Here is a 17,122-nt window from a genome sequence, read left to right on the forward strand (position 1 = left end):
TTAAAGATTTTCTAAAACAGTTTTTAAAGCACTGATGAACAAATCAGTTTCTTCTTTTTTAATGTTAAGCGCCGGAAGGATCCTCAACACAGCCTTATCATTAGAATTTCCCGTGAAAATATGATGATTGTGCAACAGGCTGTTCCTCACTTCTGAGCAATCCCTGTCGAGTTCAATCCCAATCATCAACCCTTTCCTTCGGATGGTTTTAATATGTGGAAAATCTTTAATTTCGTTTTCAATATACGCGCCCATTTCCTGAGCATTTTCGATGAGATTTTCATCTCTCATCACATCCAACACCGCAATCGCCGCAACACAAGCCAAGTGATTTCCTCCGAAAGTTGTTCCCAGCAAACCGTTGCTTGCCTGAAATTTTGGATGAATCAAAACGCCACCAATCGGGAAACCATTACCCATTCCTTTTGCGGTTGTGATAATATCAGCTTCAATTCCGAATTCCTGATGTGCAAAGAAATAGCCGCTTCTTCCGTATCCTGACTGAACTTCATCCAAAATCAAAACAGCATCATGTTTTTCGCACAATTCTTTGATTTTAGTTAAAAATTCAACCGTTGGAATCATAATTCCGCCAACGCCCTGAATCCCTTCAATAATAACGGATGATATTTCACTTCCTTGTTTTTCGAAAACCTCTTCAAGTTGTTCGATATTATTCCATTCAGATTTTATAAATCTTTCATCATAATTTACCGGAGCAACAATTTTGGGATTATCCGTCACCGAAACCGCTGCCGAAGTTCTTCCGTGGAATGAACCTGAAAAATACAGCACTTTGCTTTTTCCGTTATGGAAAGATGCCAGTTTTAAAGCATTTTCATTCGCTTCAGCTCCTGAATTACACAGAAATAAATTATAATCTTCCAAACCTGAAAGTTTTCCTAATTTTTCAGCCAATTCAGTTTGCAATTCATTCTGAACCGAATTTGAATAGAAAGATATTTTATCTAACTGTTTTTTTAATTGAGTTTGATAATGCGGATGGTTGTGCCCGATAGAAATCACAGCATGGCCTCCGTAAAAATCAAGATATTTTTCTCCTTTATCATCCCAAAGAAATGATCCCTGAGCTTTTACCGGATTTATGTTGAATAATGGATATACGTTGAATAAATTCATCTTAGTTGATTGTTTTTGGTTGATAGTTGTTGGTTTTCTAATAACTATCTTTATTATTTTTCTTTTGTCTTGAAACAAAAGAAACAAAAGTTCAAGACTGGAAACTGCGGCTAAAATTTTAAATAATTTCCTAAAATTTCTAAACTCGGGCGGAAAGCAAAAGTTCGTTTCTTAAAGATTTTTTTGACCCGCCACTCAAACAGGAGAAATTTTTTAACGGAAATTTTTCAAAATTTCTTAACGCCTCCGTTTCCTAAGTCGGTTTTGATTGAGCTTTAAAAATTCACAATTGACATATTGACAATTGACATTAAAAAGCAATCGGCTTTAAGTTCAATCCTAAATTTTCTTCCCAACCCATGGCAATATTCATATTTTGAACTGCTTGCCCAGAAGCTCCTTTCAACAAATTGTCAATCGCTGAGTGAATGACCGCAACATTCCCACATTTTTCAATCTGTATCACACAGCGATTTGTATTGACAACCTGTTTTAGATCAATTGCTTTTTCGCTTACCTTTACAAAAGGTTCATCTGCATAAAAATCCTTAAACAATTGTTCAATATCTGTAAGTTCTACATCTGTTTTCACCGTGGAACTTGTAAAAATTCCTCTCGCAAAATCCCCTCTCCATGGAACAAAATTCAGATTAATTTCATTTGAATTAAAAGCAGTTAATTGCTGTAAAATCTCATCAACATGTTGATGTGTCAAAGTTTTATACGCCGAAATATTATCATTCCTCCAGGTAAAATGTGTCGTCGCCTGTAAAGACTGTCCCGCACCTGTTGATCCCGTAATTCCCGTTGTATATACTTCATTCAACAAACCTTTTTGAGCCAAAGGAAGCAAAGCCAGCTGAATTGCAGTTGCAAAACATCCCGGATTGGCAATACTTTTTGCTCCTGAAAGTTGTTTTTTGTTGATTTCAGGTAATCCGTAGATGAAATTTCTTTCTCCTAAATTACCATCCAAACGAAAATCATTTCCTAAATCGATCACCAACGTTGAATCTTTTACAGGATTTTGAGTCAGCCAATTCTGACTTTCTTTGTGAGGAAGACATAAAAATAAAATATCAACTTCTTCAGGCTGATCAGTTAAAACCATCTCACAAACTGTCGCTAAATCCGGGTACAAATCTGAAATTTTTGCACCCGAATTCGAACGACTATATAAAAAACTCAAAGACACATGAGGATGAAAAGCCAGCAGACGAACCAGTTCGCTTCCCGTGTAACCGTTGGCTCCGATAATTCCTGCTGTTTTGTTAATTTCAATCATTTTTATTTTTACCATAGGTTTTACCTACGGCTATTATTGTTGAACCCTTCGGGTTCTGGGTTAAAACGCTGAATTAATCTGATGATAGATATTTAAAGAATTGCTGACAATTTTTGTATATCCTTTTACATCATCACCTGTCCACGCTCTGTTCGCTTCACCATAGCTTCCGAATTTATCGGACATCAAATCATGTTGAGATTCAATTCCATTCAAAATAAACCGATAAGGATGAAGCGTTACAAAAACTTTTCCGCTGACTGTTTTTTGAGAATCAACCAGGAAAGACTCGATGTTTCTCATCACAGGATCTAAGAAAAGTGCTTCGTGAAGCCAGTTTCCGTACCAGTCGGATAATTGGGACTTCATCATCTGCTGATATTTTGAAAGTGTATGTTTTTCCAATAAATGGTGCGCTTTGATAATCACAGATGCCGCAGCCGCTTCAAAACCAACTCTTCCTTTAATCCCTACAATCGTATCTCCAACGTGAATATCACGACCAATTCCGTAAGCCGAAGCCAACTCTTCAATTTTTTGAATGGCATAAACCGAGTGTTCAAAATTTTCACCGTTTACCGCTACAACTTCACCATTTTTAAACTCAATTTCCAATTCTGCAGGCTGAGTTTCTTTAATTTGAGAAGGAAAAGCTTCTTCGGGAAGGTAATTTCTTGATGTCAAAGTTTCTTTTCCACCAACTGAAGTTCCCCAAAGTCCTTTATTTACAGAATATTGTGCTTTATGGAATTCCATTTCGTAACCGTGACTTTTCAAAAACTCGATTTCTTCTTCACGAGACAAAGCCATATCACGAATCGGCGTAATAATTTCAACATTCGGGCACATTACCTGAAAAATCAGATCAAAACGAACCTGATCGTTTCCAGCTCCTGTACTTCCGTGAGCAATGGCATCAGCTCCAACTTCAATCGCAAATTTTGCAATTTCCTGCGCCTGAATCGTACGTTCTGCGCTCACAGACAAAGGATAAGTATTGTTTTTCAACACATTACCAAAAATCAAATATTTCACGCAAGAATTATAATAATCTTCCTGAGCATCTACGCACCTGTACTCTTTTACCCCAAGATTTAAGGCTTTTTTCTCCAGTTCTTTTTCCTCTTCTTTTGAAAAACCTCCGGTATTTACAGTAACTGCATACACATCATACCCTAGTGTTTCACTAAGATATTTAGCACAGTAAGAGGTATCTAAACCTCCGCTAAACGCTAAGATGACTTTCTTGTTCATTGCTATATTTAATTTCCGGCTGCGTATGGGCAGCTCCATTTTTTGTTATATTCTCAGGAACGAAAAGCATGGCCGTACAAAGGCAGTTTTTTCGTTCTTTTTTCATTAAAATATCATAATTCACACAGCTTTTACAGCCATTCCAGAATTCATCATCCTGAGTTAATTCAGAATAAATTACTGGTTTGTAGCCCAAATCGCTGTTGATTTTCATCACGGCAAGCCCCGTTGTTAATCCAAAAACTTTCGCATTCGGATATTTGTCTCTAGATAATTGGAAAACTTTATTTTTGATTAAAGTCGCAGCACCCCTCTCCCTGAATTTCGGTGAAACAATCAGTCCGGAGTTGGCCACAAACTGACCGTGCGACCAAGTTTCTATATAGCAGAAACCTACCCACTCCCCATTTTCAGTAGCTACCACAGCATTGCCATCTGAAATCTTCTTACTTAAATATTCTATGGAACGTTTCGCAATACCCGTCCCTCTTCGCTGTGCAGAATCGTACATTTCCTGCTGTATTTCACTCACATACATCAGATGTATGGATGAGGAAATTTCTATTTCCATTTATTTATCTAAATTTTTTGGCAAATTTAAAACATAATAACTTTAAAAACCAAATAAAAAAGATAATATTTTTGTTTAAAATAAATATGCAGGTAAAATTATCTTTACACTAAATTAACATTTTGCTAAATTATTATATATTTGCTAAAAAGATATATATATGGAAAATCAATGTCCTAAATGTAACGGTAATAAAGTTGTAAAAAGCGGAATCATTAATGAAAAACAACGCTTTCTGTGCAAAGACTGCAACTATTATTTCACGGTAAAAAAACTGGGTAAACAAATTGACGACTACTATGTAACAAAAGCATTACAACTATATCTAGAGGGATTAAGCTTCCGTGAAATAGAAAGAATTATCGGCGTTTCCCACGTTACGATTAGTTCATGGATTAAGAAATACAATATTACAAGACCACCCCATTCAGAATTCCATCCGGTGTATAAAATTTTAAAACAACATGAACTCGTGGAATACATGAGCAAAGAAGAGAATCTTAAAAATTCAGGTTTAATTATTACTCAATTTGCTGATAAATATATGCTGATTAAATGGGAAAGATTTAAGAAGTGATATTATAAATCAATTGTCAATAAATGAATTGTGAATTTTAACCACAACCACAAAACGACAAACCTTAAACTAAAAGAAGATTATATATATTGTTACCACTAATATATATTAAATTTTAATAACTAAATTATTAATTACAATTTGGCTTTCATAAAAAAAACGCCAAAAATTGATAATTTATGAAGAAATTACTCACTTTTATTGGATTGGCTTTAATCAGCAATTCTTTATATGCTCAAGGTTCTCCTGATTATGGTAGCGGATTAAAAATTAATCTCAACCAAGAAGGCGATAAATATGTCAGATTTATTTTATGGGATCAGTTTTGGTTAAGAAATACCCAAATGAACCCCGGAAGTATGGTTGGCGGAGAAGCTACTGATAATTCCTGGAGCCTAGGAAACCGTAGATTACGCTTATTAGCCTACGCCCAAATCACCAAAAGATATATGATTTTGGGGCATTTTGGAATTAATAATCAAACCTTTATCAACGGCGGCGCACCTGGAACCACCGGAACAGGAGGAAACGGAAACGGCAAAAAACCTCAGCTTTTTTTCCATGATGCCTGGAATGAATATGCCGTAATCATGCCGGGAGAAGCGGGTAAATTCAGTTTAACTTTAGGAGGTGGATTACACTACTACATGGGACTTTCCCGTATGACGATGGCTTCTACCTTAAATTTCCTGACAGTTGACTCCCCTATTTTCTCCTGGCCTTTAATTGACAACTCTGATCAGTTTGCAAGACAATTAGGAATGTTTGCGAAAGGAAAATATGGTAAATTTGAGTATCGTTTTAGCTTAAATAAACCCTTTGCAACCGATTTAACGCCAGCAAACGTGACCGATCCATCGAAAGCCGTGGCAGTTGACAACAACGGAAATCCGAATTTTTCCAAAGCTGGTTATGTTGAATATCAATTTTTGGATGAAGAATCTAATTTATTACCTTTCAAAGTAGGTTCTTACTTAGGAACGAAAAAAGTTTTCAATGTAGGCGCTGGTTTTTATCATCAAAAAGACGGAACGAGAACTTCGGTAAACTCCAATATTGAAAAACACGACATAACGTTGGTTGCCGTGGATGCTTTCGCTGATATTCCTTTGGGAAATGCTAAAAATAAAATGGCAGTTTCAGCGTATGCAGGCTATTACAACTATCAATTTGGTCCCAATTACATCAGAAATTTAGGAATCATGAATATTGCCTCCAACGATCCTAATTTTATCGGCGACAGAGCCATAGCCGGGCCAGGAAATTTACAACCAACCATCGGAACAGGTAATATTATCTACGCGCAGGCGGGTTTACTTCTGCCAAGTCAAGCGGAAAAACCGAAAATCAGAATTCAGCCGTTTGCAGCCTATACGCATAAAAGTTTTGAAGCGTTTGATAAATCTTCATCACAATTTGATGCGGGTGCAAACTGGCTCATAGATGGACATCACGCAAAAATTACAACACAATATTCAACAAGGCCTGTTTATACAAGCCCTACAGAGAGCCCAAAATCCAAGGGAGAATTTATTGTGCAGTTGCATATTTATTTATAAAAATACTATTCAACTAAATTTTCATAATAACAAGACATTTTTTTACACGTAAAAGTTTTCAAATTAAAAAACACTTCGACAAGCTCAGTGTGGCAGGAGAATATAAAAAAAATATAACGTTCAAATTTTATCGAAGATAAAATCTTTGCGCCTTATAAAGTAAATCAGATATATCAATTCAAACTAACATTAAATCCAACAATATGAGCGAAAATCATCACGATGCCTACGAAAATATGACCGACAAGCAGAAAAACCGCACGATTTGGAGCGTTATCACTGCCTCATCACTCGGCACATTGATAGAATGGTACGACTTCTATATTTTCGGAAGTTTAGCCATGGTTTTAGCAACTAAATTTTTCCCAGCAGATAACCCGACCGCAGCATTTTTATCTACGCTTGCCACTTTTGCAGCAGGATTTGTGGTAAGACCTTTCGGAGCGTTATTCTTCGGAAGATTGGGAGATATCATCGGAAGAAAATATACCTTTTTGGTTACTTTATTAATCATGGGCTTCTCAACATTCCTGATCGGCTGTATTCCAAGCTATGAAACCATAGGATTTATGGCGCCTGTTTTAGTTTTAATTTTAAGATTACTACAAGGATTGGCTTTGGGAGGAGAATACGGAGGTGCCGCGACTTATGTTGCAGAATATGCACAACCGCACCGAAGAGGTTATTGGACTTCATGGATTCAAACAACAGCAACGGCAGGACTTTTCATTTCATTAATTGTGATTTTAATTACAAAAAACACCCTTTCTGCAGAAGAGTTCGACGGCTGGGGATGGAGAGTTCCATTTTGGATTTCTATTTTAATGGTCGGTGTTTCTTACGTAATCAGAAAAAACATGAAAGAATCTCCGCTTTTTGCTAAGGCTAAAAGTGAAGGAAAAACTTCCAAAAATCCTTTAAAAGAAAGTTTCGGAAATAAATACAACTTCAAATTTGTCTTACTGGCGTTATTCGGAGCCGCGATGGGACAAGGAGTAATCTGGTATACAGGACAGTTCTATGCCATGAGCTTCCTTCAAAAGGTAATGAATGTAGAATCTGCACAGGTGGATTCATTAATGGCAACGGCTTTACTTTTAGGAACACCATTCTTCGTGTTTTTCGGATGGCTGTCTGATAAAATCGGACGAAAAGCCATCATGATGACCGGAATGCTTGTTGCTATTTTAGCTTACAGACCTATTTATGACGCAATGTTTAAAAGTGTAAATCTAGAGACTAAAACAGTAGCCGCCAACGGAATTACAGAAAAAAGAATCGCCAAAATCCATAAAGATATTGCAACCGACAGCTTAGTGACTTTCCATAAAGAAACCCTTTTCACAGACGGAACGTTAATTAAAAAAGACAGCGTTGTACATTGGTCGCCAAACGGAGCCGTTATAAAAGACGGAAAAGCCGAAGAAGCAAAAGTTTCACAAACCGTGAAATTAGCAGACAATACAAAATGGTACTTGATATTTTTAGTATTCATTCAGGTGATTTTTGTGACGATGGTTTATGGTCCGATTGCAGCATTTTTAGTGGAAATGTTCCCTGTGAGAATCCGTTATACATCAATGTCGCTTCCTTATCACATTGGAAATGGTGTATTTGGAGGATTGCTTCCGGCGGTGGCAACGTATTTGGTAACAACAGGAAAAGAAGCAGGACACGCCACATGGTATCTGGAAGGACTTTGGTACCCGATCGGAGTTGCCGCCGTCTGTTTATTGATCGGATTATTTTATCTTAAAAATAAGAACAATAATATTCACGATTAAGCACTGAATCACTCAAATTTTTATTAATTTTAAATCAACTAAAATGAACGGACTAAAAAAAATATTAGGCATACTCTGGATAGCCATCGCGCTGGTGGTGGGATATTTCGGAATTACGGTTTTGGGAATTCCAAAAATCACATCAGGAAAACAAGAAGACTTGGTTTTCGGAATCATTATTCTATTTGTTTTGATGCCGATTATCTCAGGCGGAATGGGAATTTTCGGATATTATGCCTTAACGGGAGAATATTCTGACGATAAAGTTTAATTTATAAACGATGAATGATAATTGATGAATGATCCCGCATCTGTTCATCAATTATCTTTTATCAATTATCATTTATGAAAAAGAGACACGAACAAAAGCTAATCATTCTAAGCATCGGACTTCTGATCGCCTTTAGCATTCCTGTTTCATTGTTGTTTAACAGTGACAGAGACGTTTTTGGCTACCCGATGATGCTGATTTATATTTTCGCTGTCTGGATGGTTTCCATCATTATTTCTTTTGTAATCGTAAAAAAATATGATGAGTAGTTTCGCGTTATTTACGGTGGTTTTGTTCTATCTTGCACTTTTGTTCTTAGTCGCTCATTTGGCGGAGAAGAAAAAAAGCAAGATTTGGATCAACAATCCCTACATCTACGCGCTTTCTTTGGCGGTATACTGCACCGCATGGACGTATTACGGAAGCATTGGAGTTGCAGCAACAAGCGGACTCAACTACCTCCCGATTTACATTGGTCCCATCATGGTAATTCCTGCATGGATTTACATTAACACCCGAATTGTTCGGATTTCAAGAGTGAATAAAATCAGTAGTTTGGCGGACTTCATTTCGCTGAGATACGGTAACAGCAGAAGTTTCAGCGCGATTATTACGATCGTTTGTCTTTTAGCAATTGTCCCTTACATCGGTTTACAAATCAAAGCTATTTCTGAAACTTTTCACCTGGTGACAGAAACTCCGATGTCAAAAAATATTTTAACTGATAATGCCACTTTTGTCGTGGTATTAATTGCCTTATTTTCTTCTTATTACGGAACAAAATATGTTGATGCTTCAGAAAAACGTTTGGGAATTATTTCAGCAATCGCCTTGGAAAGTTTCCTTAAACTATTCTTTATCATTATTTTAGGATTATTCGTTATTTATTTTGTGTTTGATGGATTTTCAGATATTTATCAAAAGGCAAGTCAGTTTGAAGATTTTAAGACAAAAAATACATTCAACGGAGTTGAAGGCGCTATGAATTGGATGGTTCTTTGCCTGATTTCAGGAACAGCAATTTGCATTCTTCCAAGACAATTTCACACAGCAATTGTTGAGAACAGGCAAGAGAAGCACATCAAAACAGCCATTTGGTTTTTTCCACTTTACTTATTGATTTTCACTGTATTTATCTTTCCGATCGCTTGGGGCGGAAGGTTAGTTTTCGACGGACAAAAAGTAAATCCAGAGTTCTACTCTATTCTGATTCCGCAACATTTTGACAATACTTTGATTACCGTCCTGGTCTTTTTGGGAGGATTAAGTTCTTGTATTTCAATGATTATTATTTCGGCAATTACTTTATCCATAATGCTTTCCAACAATTTAATTATTCCTTACGGTTTATTGGGAAAGCTAAAATCTGAAAACGAAACCCAAAACAACAAACTCATTACCAATATCAGAAAATTCAGCATTTTTGCTCTGATAATCATGGCGTTTGCGTTTTACAAATATTTTATTTTAAAAACTTCGCTGGATTCGGTTGGTTTGATTTCATTTGTTGTGATTGCACAATTAGCACCTGCTTTTTTCGGCGCTATTTTTTGGAGAAGAGGAAGTTACAAAGGCGCCGTGATCGGATTGTTGGCAGGCTTGATCATCTGTTATTTTGGATTAATTATTCCTCAATATTATTTCTCTTACAACCAAGAATTAAAAGGCATTTTGAGAGAAATGTACGACGCTTTTGATTTCTTTAAAATATCTTTTTTAGGTAGAATTCCACAGATTTTCTTTTGGTCAATTTTAGTGAATACGGGTTTATTTGCGATTCTTTCCGTGAGCAGCAAGGGTAATTATCGCGAAAGAAATTTTGCTGAATTGTATGTTGATATCGATAAATATATCCAAAACCACGAAAATGCTTTCATTTGGCGTGGAACTGCTTATGTTTCAGATATTAAAAATATTCTTGAAAGATTTTTAGGCAAAAATAAAACCGAACAAGCATTAAGAATTTTCAATTTAAAATATAATATTGATTCTCAGACAGAAACTGCCGATTCAAGATTTATTAAATTCTCGGAAAACCTTTTAGCAGGAAGAATTGGGACTGCTTCTGCGAAAATTTTAATCGAAGGCGTAACCAAAGAAGATAAAATATCTTTAAAGGAAGTTTTAAACATTTTAGAAGAATCTAAAGAAAATATTACACTTAATAAAAAACTGACCGAACAATCGGAAGAACTTCAAAAATTATCCGATGATTTAAGAAAAGCCAATGAAAGTTTAATCATCAAAGATCATCAAAAAGACGATTTCCTGGATTCTGTCGCTCATGAATTGAGAACTCCGATTACCGCAATTCGTTCGGCAGGAGAAATTTTAGCAGATGACGACGATATTCCATTAGATATCAAAAGAGAATTTTTAAATAATATCATCTCCGAATCCGACCGATTAAGTGAAATTATTAATGATATTCTTTATTTAGACAAACTTCAACATGGCGAAATTGTTTTGAATATTCAGGAAAATAATATTATTGAAACTTATAAAAAAGCATTAAATCCGCTTCTGCACTTGATTCAGCAGAAAAATATTCATTTAAGCGAAGTGAATCTTCTCAATCAATTTTTGTTTGAATATGATGAAGCAAGGATGATTCAATTATTTCAGAATATTTTAGGAAATGCTTTAAAATTTACAGATGAACAGGGAACAATTCAGGCTAAATTATCTGAAAAAGAAAACAATTTAGTTATTAAAATTTTCAACACCGGAAAGCATATTCCTGAAGAAGATTTGGAAATGATCTTTGACAAATTTTATCAATCGAAAAATCAGAATATTTTAAAACCTACAGGAAGCGGACTCGGATTGGCAATTTCAAAGAAAATTGTACAAGCTCAAGGCGGAACGATAAAGGCAGAAAATAGCGGATTGGGCGTGACTTTTACGGTTACTTTACCTAGAGGAAATGGAATTCAGGACAGAGAACCCGAAGGGTTCAATAACAGTAGCCGTAGGTAAAACCTATGGAAAAGGATAAATAAACACAACCAGAACCCGATAGGGTTCAATAATAAAAAACACAAATGAAAAATGGGAACATATCGACAAATATTTTATCATATCGTTTTCGGAACAAAACATTGGGAACCAACAATTAATGAAAATAATGAATCAGAGCTATACAAATATATTTGGGGTATTTTAAAGAATAAAAAATGTAAATTATATAGAATTAATGGAATGCCAGACCACATTCATATTTTTTGTGATCTGCATCCAAATATAAATCTCAGTAATTTGGTAAAAGATATAAAGGTTGCAACCAATTTATGGATGAAAGAATCAGGATTATTTCCAGAATTTATTGGATGGCAGGAAGGATATGGAGCATTTACCAATTCAATGAGAGATAAAGAAAGAATTATAAATTACATAAAAAATCAAAAAGAACATCATAAAAAGGAAACTTTTGAAGATGAATTTAAAAAGCTTTTACACGAGCATGGAATCGAACCAGAGAAACAGTAAATTAATGAAATTCAACCCTTACGGGTTGATTTAATGCAAATCATAATCTATATTCCATAGGTTTTCACCTACGGCTATTGAGATTGAATCCTTCGGATTCTCCAGTAAATAATAAAAAAACAATGAAGTTGAACACAGCTAAACACACAAAACACACCTTATGAAAAAAATAATTATCGCGGATGACGAACACAAAATATTAATGTCATTGGAATACAGTTTCAAAAAAAACGGTTATGATGTTTTCATTGCAAGAGACGGAACTGAGGTTCTGGAATTTTTAAAAACAATGGTTCCTGATGTGATTCTATTGGATATCATGATGCCGAATCTTGACGGTTACAGCACATTAGAAATCATTAACCAAGATGAAAAATTAAAAGATACAAAAGTCATTTTCCTGAGTGCAAAAAACAACCCGAGAGATATTGAAAAAGGCTTAGAAATGGGAGCTGATGCGTATGTTACAAAACCTTATTCTATTAAGAAATTAATGCAGCAGATTGAGGAAATGTTTTTATAGACTTTGAGATAATAGAGAAAAGGCAATAGACTTTTACGCACCGTCATTGTGAACGAAGTGAAACAATCTCGAAAAAGATTGCTTCGTCACTGCGTTCCTCGCAATGACATCAAACACAAAAAAATATGAATACAGACGATTTATTTAAACAAAGCATAGAAGACAAAGAGAATTTCTGGAAAGAACAGGCTCAGCAAATCGACTGGTTCGAATTTCCTACTACTATTCTATCAAAAGACGAAAAAAATTACACCCAATGGTTTTCCGACGGAAAACTTAATATGTGTTATCTATGTATTGATAAACATATTGAAGACGGTTTTGGAGAGCAGATTGCGATTGTTTACGACTCTCCGGTTACGAATCAAAAGAAAACATATACTTTCAATCAGGCGAAAGAAGAGATTTCAAAATTGGCGGGAGGTCTGCTTTCTTTAGGTTTGGAAAAAGGCGATACAGCCGTTATTTACATGCCGATGATTCCGCAGACTTTGTTTGCAATGTTGGCTTGTGCAAGAATCGGAGTGATTCACAATGTGGTTTTCGGAGGTTTTGCACCCCATGAATTAGTAGTGAGAATAGATGATTGCAAACCTAAAGCTTTGATTACCGCAACCGCCGGAGTAGAAATCGCAAAGAGAATTCCCTATTTGCCTTTGGTAGAAAAAGCAATTGAATTAGCTCAGGATAAAGTTGACAATATCATTGTTTACAACAGAAAATTAGTAGATAATCAACATGAAATGTTTGATGGATTAATTGATTATGAAGAATTAGTTCAAAAATCAGAACCGGCAGATTGCGTTTCCGTTGAATCCACTCACCCACTTTATTTATTGTACACTTCAGGAACGACTGGAAAACCGAAAGGTATCACACGCGACACAGGTGGATACGCTACTGCTTTGAAATTTTCGATGAAATTTATTTACGGCGTTAAACAGGGAGAAACATATTGGGCGGCTTCCGATTTTGGTTGGGCGGTTGGTCATAGTTTTTCGGTTTATGGGCCTTTAATTAATCGAAATACCACTATTATTTTCGAAGGAAAACCTATTATGACTCCTGATGCGGGAACATTTTGGAGAATTATTTCGGAATATAAAGTTTCAGTGATGTTTACCGCTCCGACTGCTATTCGTGCGATTAAAAAAGAAGATCCGAATGGAGAATTGGTTAGAAAATACGATTTAAGTTATTTCAAAAAACAGTTTTTGGCAGGCGAAAGATGTGATGTTGCGACTTTAGATTGGTTTGCAGAACACATCGGAGTTCCTGCGATTGATCATTGGTGGCAGACAGAATCGGGTTGGCCGATGTTGGGCTTAATGACTTTTGATGATAATTATAAGATTAAAAGAGCTTCAGCCGGAAAACCAATTCCGGGTTATGATATTAAAATTTTCGATGAAAATGGATATGAATTGGATGCGCACCAGGAAGGTTATTTAATTATCAAACTTCCGCTTCCACCAGGAGCTTTGCTGGGAATTTGGAATGATAATGATCGTTTTCAAGACAGTTATTTGTCGCAGTACAATGGTTATTATTTTTCAGGGGATGGCGCTATAAAAGATGAAGATGGCTATATTTTTATTACAGGAAGAGTTGATGATGTGATAAATGTTGCAGGACATCGGCTTTCGACTTCTGAAATGGAGGAAATTGTTTCATCACATCCCGATGTTGCAGAATGTGCCGTTGTCGGAATTGATGATGAGCTTAAAGGTCAAATCCCTTTTGCGTCGGTTGTTTTAAAAAATGGTTCAACAATTTCAGAAAAGGAAGTTGAAAAAGACATTGTAAAAACAGTGCGTAAAAAAATAGGCGCTGTGGCCTGTCTTAAAAATGTAATGATTGTAAAACGTTTACCAAAAACACGATCAGGAAAAATTTTAAGAAAATTGATAAGAACTTTATTAGACGGGAAAGAATTTCAGATTCCATCGACAATTGATGATGAAAAAATCATTGAAGAAATTCAACAAAAAATCTTAGAGTATAGAAATATATAATCAAATTTCTTACAATATAATGCAAGAAAAATTCAACAAAATAATTAATGAAAACATTAAACCATATCTAAAATTAAATGGATTTGTAAAAAAAGGAATGAATTTTTATAAATCTAACAATGATTTAATGTTCGTCATAAATTTTCAAAAAAGTCAGGGAAATACTTCTCATCAGACAAAATTTTACATAAATTGTGGAATACATTCAAATCTTATTAATAAAGTAATTGGAGAAAATGAAACAACTCACCCTAAAGAATATGAATGTCATTTTAGATGTAGAATCTCATCTATTATACAATCACAGACAGAATATTACTATATCACACAGGAAACAAACATTGAGAATTTGTCTAATATTATCACCTCAGATTTGAACTCAGCTGTACATATGTTTGATGAAATACAATCGATCAACGACTTAACAGATTTAATGATTGATAAAAATGGTTTGGAGAATTACAGAGAATTATTTGAATTTCTATTATTAAGCAATAATAAAAAAGATTTAAAAAAATTCATCCAACAACTTTACAGTTCTTTTGGAAATGAAAAAAGATGGATAATATTTGAAAGAAATTTAAATGAAATTTTGTTAGAAAACAATATACAAAAAACAATTAATGATATATTAAATATAAAATAAAAAGGATATGAGAAATTACCTAATAGAAGATTTGCCACATTATTTTGAGGAGTATAAAAAGTCTATCAAAAATCCTAAAAAATTCTGGGATAAGATTGCCGATCAGAACTTTGTGTGGTATCAAAGATGGAGCAAGGTCGTAAAATATGATATGAATGAAGCGAAAATCACTTGGTTTAAAAATGCTAAATTAAATATCACAAAAAACTGTCTGGACAGGCATTTAGCCGTAAGAGGAGAAAAAACCGCAATCATCTGGGAACCAAACGATCCGAAAGAAGAAGCACAGCATATTTCTTATAACGAATTATACACAAGAGTTAATAAAACAGCCAATGTTTTGAAAGACATGGGCATCGAAAAAGGCGACAGAGTTTGCATTTATCTTCCGATGATTCCCGAATTGGCAGTTACAATGTTGGCTTGTGCGAAATTAGGGGCGGTTCACTCTGTTATTTTTGCAGGATTTTCTGCTTCTGCCGTTTCTTCAAGAGTAAACGACTGCGGGGCAAAAATGGTGATTACATCCGATGGAAGTTACCGTGGAAGCAAAGTTTTAGACTTAAAAAGTATCGTCGATGAAGCCCTTGAAAAAACACCTTCTGTTGAAAAAGTTTTAGTGGTAAAAAGAACAAACAACGAGGTGAAAATGAAGGAAGGCAGAGATCATTGGATGGCTGATTTGTATGAAAAAGCATCTTCCGATTTCGTGACTATTATTATGGATGCAGAAGATCCTTTGTTCATTTTGTACACTTCCGGTTCTACTGGAAAGCCAAAAGGAATGCTTCACACTTCGGCGGGCTACATGGTTTACACCGCTTATACCTTCAAAAACGTATTCAATTATAAAGAGAACGATATTTATTGGTGTACTGCCGATATTGGCTGGATTACAGGGCATTCTTACATTTTGTACGGACCACTTTTAAATGGCGCAACAACTGTTATTTTTGAAGGCGTTCCAACTTATCCTGAACCAGATAGATTCTGGGAAGTCATTGAAAAGCATAAAGTTACCCAATTCTACACCGCGCCGACCGCAATTCGTTCTTTAGCTAAAGAAAGCACAGAATGGGTTGATAAACATGATTTAAGTTCATTAAAAGTGATCGGTTCAGTAGGTGAACCTATTAATGATGAAGCTTGGCATTGGTTCAACGATCATGTTGGAAAGAAAAAATGCCCGATTGTTGACACTTGGTGGCAAACTGAAACGGGAGGAATTATGATTTCACCGCTTCCATTTGTTACTCCTACCAAACCAACATACGCTACCCTTCCGTTACCCGGTATTCAGCCTGTTTTGATGGATGATAAGCGTAACGAAATTTCTGGAAATCAGGTAACAGGAAATCTTTGCATCCGTTTTCCGTGGCCGGGAATTGCAAGAACAATTTGGGGCGATCATCAACGATATAAGGAGACTTATTTTTCAGCTTTTCCAGGGAAATATTTCACGGGCGATGGGGCTTTGAGAGATGAAGTGGGCTATTACAGAATTACAGGTCGTGTGGATGATGTCGTTATTGTTTCAGGACATAATTTAGGAACCGCTCCTATTGAAGACAGCATCAACGAACACCCTGCTGTAGCCGAATCTGCTATTGTAGGCTTCCCTCACGACATTAAAGGAAGCGCTTTGTACGGATTTGTTATTTTAAAAGATTCAGGAGCCGACAGAAAGCAGGAAAATCTTGTAAAAGAGATCAATCAGCTGATTTCAGACCAGATCGGACCGATTGCAAAACTGGACAAAATTCAATTTGTTTCCGGACTTCCGAAAACACGTTCAGGAAAAATCATGCGTAGAATTTTAAGAAAAATTGCGGAAGGTGATTTTAATAATTTCGGAGACATTACAACATTGTTGAATCCGGAAATTGTTGAAGAAATTAAAAACGAACGAATTAACTAAGCTATATGATCTGAGAAATCAGGCAAGCGAACCTCTTTGAGGTTCGTTTTTTTATTTTTAATAATTGAATAATTAAACAATTGTTCAATA

The 17,122-nt window shown here is 35.4% G+C and carries 15 protein-coding genes; 11 read left to right on the plus strand and 4 right to left on the minus strand.

The features are described 5' to 3' along the window. The 4 genes from OXQ85_RS14210 to OXQ85_RS14225 form a co-directional block, all read right to left on the minus strand. Positions 1 to 1,140: an aspartate aminotransferase family protein gene (locus OXQ85_RS14210; RefSeq protein ID WP_267405340.1), complete on the minus strand. Its 1,140-nt coding sequence runs from the start codon at positions 1,138 to 1,140 to the stop codon at positions 1 to 3. Between the two features lie 310 nt (positions 1,141 to 1,450). After that, positions 1,451 to 2,425 carry an N-acetyl-gamma-glutamyl-phosphate reductase gene (gene argC, locus OXQ85_RS14215; protein WP_267405341.1) on the minus strand — a complete coding sequence of 325 codons (975 nt, stop codon included), beginning with the start codon at positions 2,423 to 2,425 and terminating at the stop codon, positions 1,451 to 1,453. 60 nt (positions 2,426 to 2,485) lie between these two features. Then, on the minus strand, positions 2,486 to 3,679 hold the full coding sequence (gene argG / locus OXQ85_RS14220) for an argininosuccinate synthase (RefSeq protein ID WP_267405342.1): 1,194 nt from the start codon (positions 3,677 to 3,679) through the stop codon (positions 2,486 to 2,488). Next, positions 3,651 to 4,250 (minus strand): GNAT family N-acetyltransferase, encoded by a 600-nt coding sequence (locus OXQ85_RS14225; RefSeq protein WP_267405343.1) that lies wholly within the window; start codon positions 4,248 to 4,250, stop codon positions 3,651 to 3,653. The genes argG and OXQ85_RS14225 overlap by 29 nt, the downstream gene beginning before the upstream one ends. A 160-nt stretch (positions 4,251 to 4,410) precedes the next feature. On the opposite strand from OXQ85_RS14225, the gene OXQ85_RS14230 reads away from it, so the two are divergent. The 11 genes from OXQ85_RS14230 to acs all read left to right on the plus strand — a co-directional run bounded on the left by OXQ85_RS14230 (position 4,411) and on the right by acs (position 17,032). After that, the gene (locus OXQ85_RS14230) at positions 4,411 to 4,827 is read left to right on the plus strand and encodes a helix-turn-helix domain-containing protein (protein WP_267405344.1); all 417 of its coding nucleotides are present in this window, start codon (positions 4,411 to 4,413) and stop codon (positions 4,825 to 4,827) included. 179 nt (positions 4,828 to 5,006) lie between these two features. Next, positions 5,007 to 6,386 carry a porin gene (locus OXQ85_RS14235; protein ID WP_267405345.1) on the plus strand — a complete coding sequence of 460 codons (1,380 nt, stop codon included), beginning with the start codon at positions 5,007 to 5,009 and terminating at the stop codon, positions 6,384 to 6,386. A 203-nt stretch (positions 6,387 to 6,589) separates the two neighbouring features. Beyond that, positions 6,590 to 8,170: an MFS transporter gene (locus OXQ85_RS14240; protein WP_267405346.1), complete on the plus strand. Its 1,581-nt coding sequence runs from the start codon at positions 6,590 to 6,592 to the stop codon at positions 8,168 to 8,170. A 43-nt stretch (positions 8,171 to 8,213) separates the two neighbouring features. After that, the gene (locus OXQ85_RS14245; protein ID WP_267405347.1) at positions 8,214 to 8,441 is read left to right on the plus strand and encodes a DUF6814 family protein; all 228 of its coding nucleotides are present in this window, start codon (positions 8,214 to 8,216) and stop codon (positions 8,439 to 8,441) included. Positions 8,442 to 8,515: 74 nt separating this feature from the next. Next, positions 8,516 to 8,710, plus strand: a complete 195-nt coding sequence (locus tag OXQ85_RS14250; RefSeq protein ID WP_267405348.1) for a hypothetical protein — start codon at positions 8,516 to 8,518, stop codon at positions 8,708 to 8,710. Further along, the gene (locus OXQ85_RS14255) at positions 8,703 to 11,420 is read left to right on the plus strand and encodes an ATP-binding protein (protein WP_267405479.1); all 2,718 of its coding nucleotides are present in this window, start codon (positions 8,703 to 8,705) and stop codon (positions 11,418 to 11,420) included. The genes OXQ85_RS14250 and OXQ85_RS14255 overlap by 8 nt, the downstream gene beginning before the upstream one ends. Positions 11,421 to 11,492: 72 nt before the next feature. After that, complete coding sequence (gene tnpA / locus OXQ85_RS14260) at positions 11,493 to 11,930, plus strand: IS200/IS605 family transposase (protein ID WP_267405349.1); 438 nt, start codon at positions 11,493 to 11,495, stop codon at positions 11,928 to 11,930. A gap of 160 nt (positions 11,931 to 12,090) precedes the next feature. Then, complete coding sequence (locus tag OXQ85_RS14265; RefSeq protein WP_267405350.1) at positions 12,091 to 12,453, plus strand: response regulator; 363 nt, start codon at positions 12,091 to 12,093, stop codon at positions 12,451 to 12,453. Positions 12,454 to 12,578: 125 nt separating this feature from the next. After that, the gene (locus OXQ85_RS14270; RefSeq protein WP_267405351.1) at positions 12,579 to 14,468 is read left to right on the plus strand and encodes an AMP-binding protein; all 1,890 of its coding nucleotides are present in this window, start codon (positions 12,579 to 12,581) and stop codon (positions 14,466 to 14,468) included. A 19-nt stretch (positions 14,469 to 14,487) separates the two neighbouring features. Further along, complete coding sequence (locus OXQ85_RS14275; protein WP_267405352.1) at positions 14,488 to 15,114, plus strand: DUF4304 domain-containing protein; 627 nt, start codon at positions 14,488 to 14,490, stop codon at positions 15,112 to 15,114. A gap of 7 nt (positions 15,115 to 15,121) precedes the next feature. Further along, on the plus strand, positions 15,122 to 17,032 hold the full coding sequence (gene acs / locus OXQ85_RS14280; protein WP_267405353.1) for an acetate--CoA ligase: 1,911 nt from the start codon (positions 15,122 to 15,124) through the stop codon (positions 17,030 to 17,032). Positions 17,033 to 17,122 lie beyond the last annotated feature (90 nt).

Origin of the sequence: Chryseobacterium sp. GM_Chr_2 (assembly GCF_026540445.1) — a bacterium.
Lineage (GTDB): Bacteria > Bacteroidota > Bacteroidia > Flavobacteriales > Weeksellaceae > Chryseobacterium.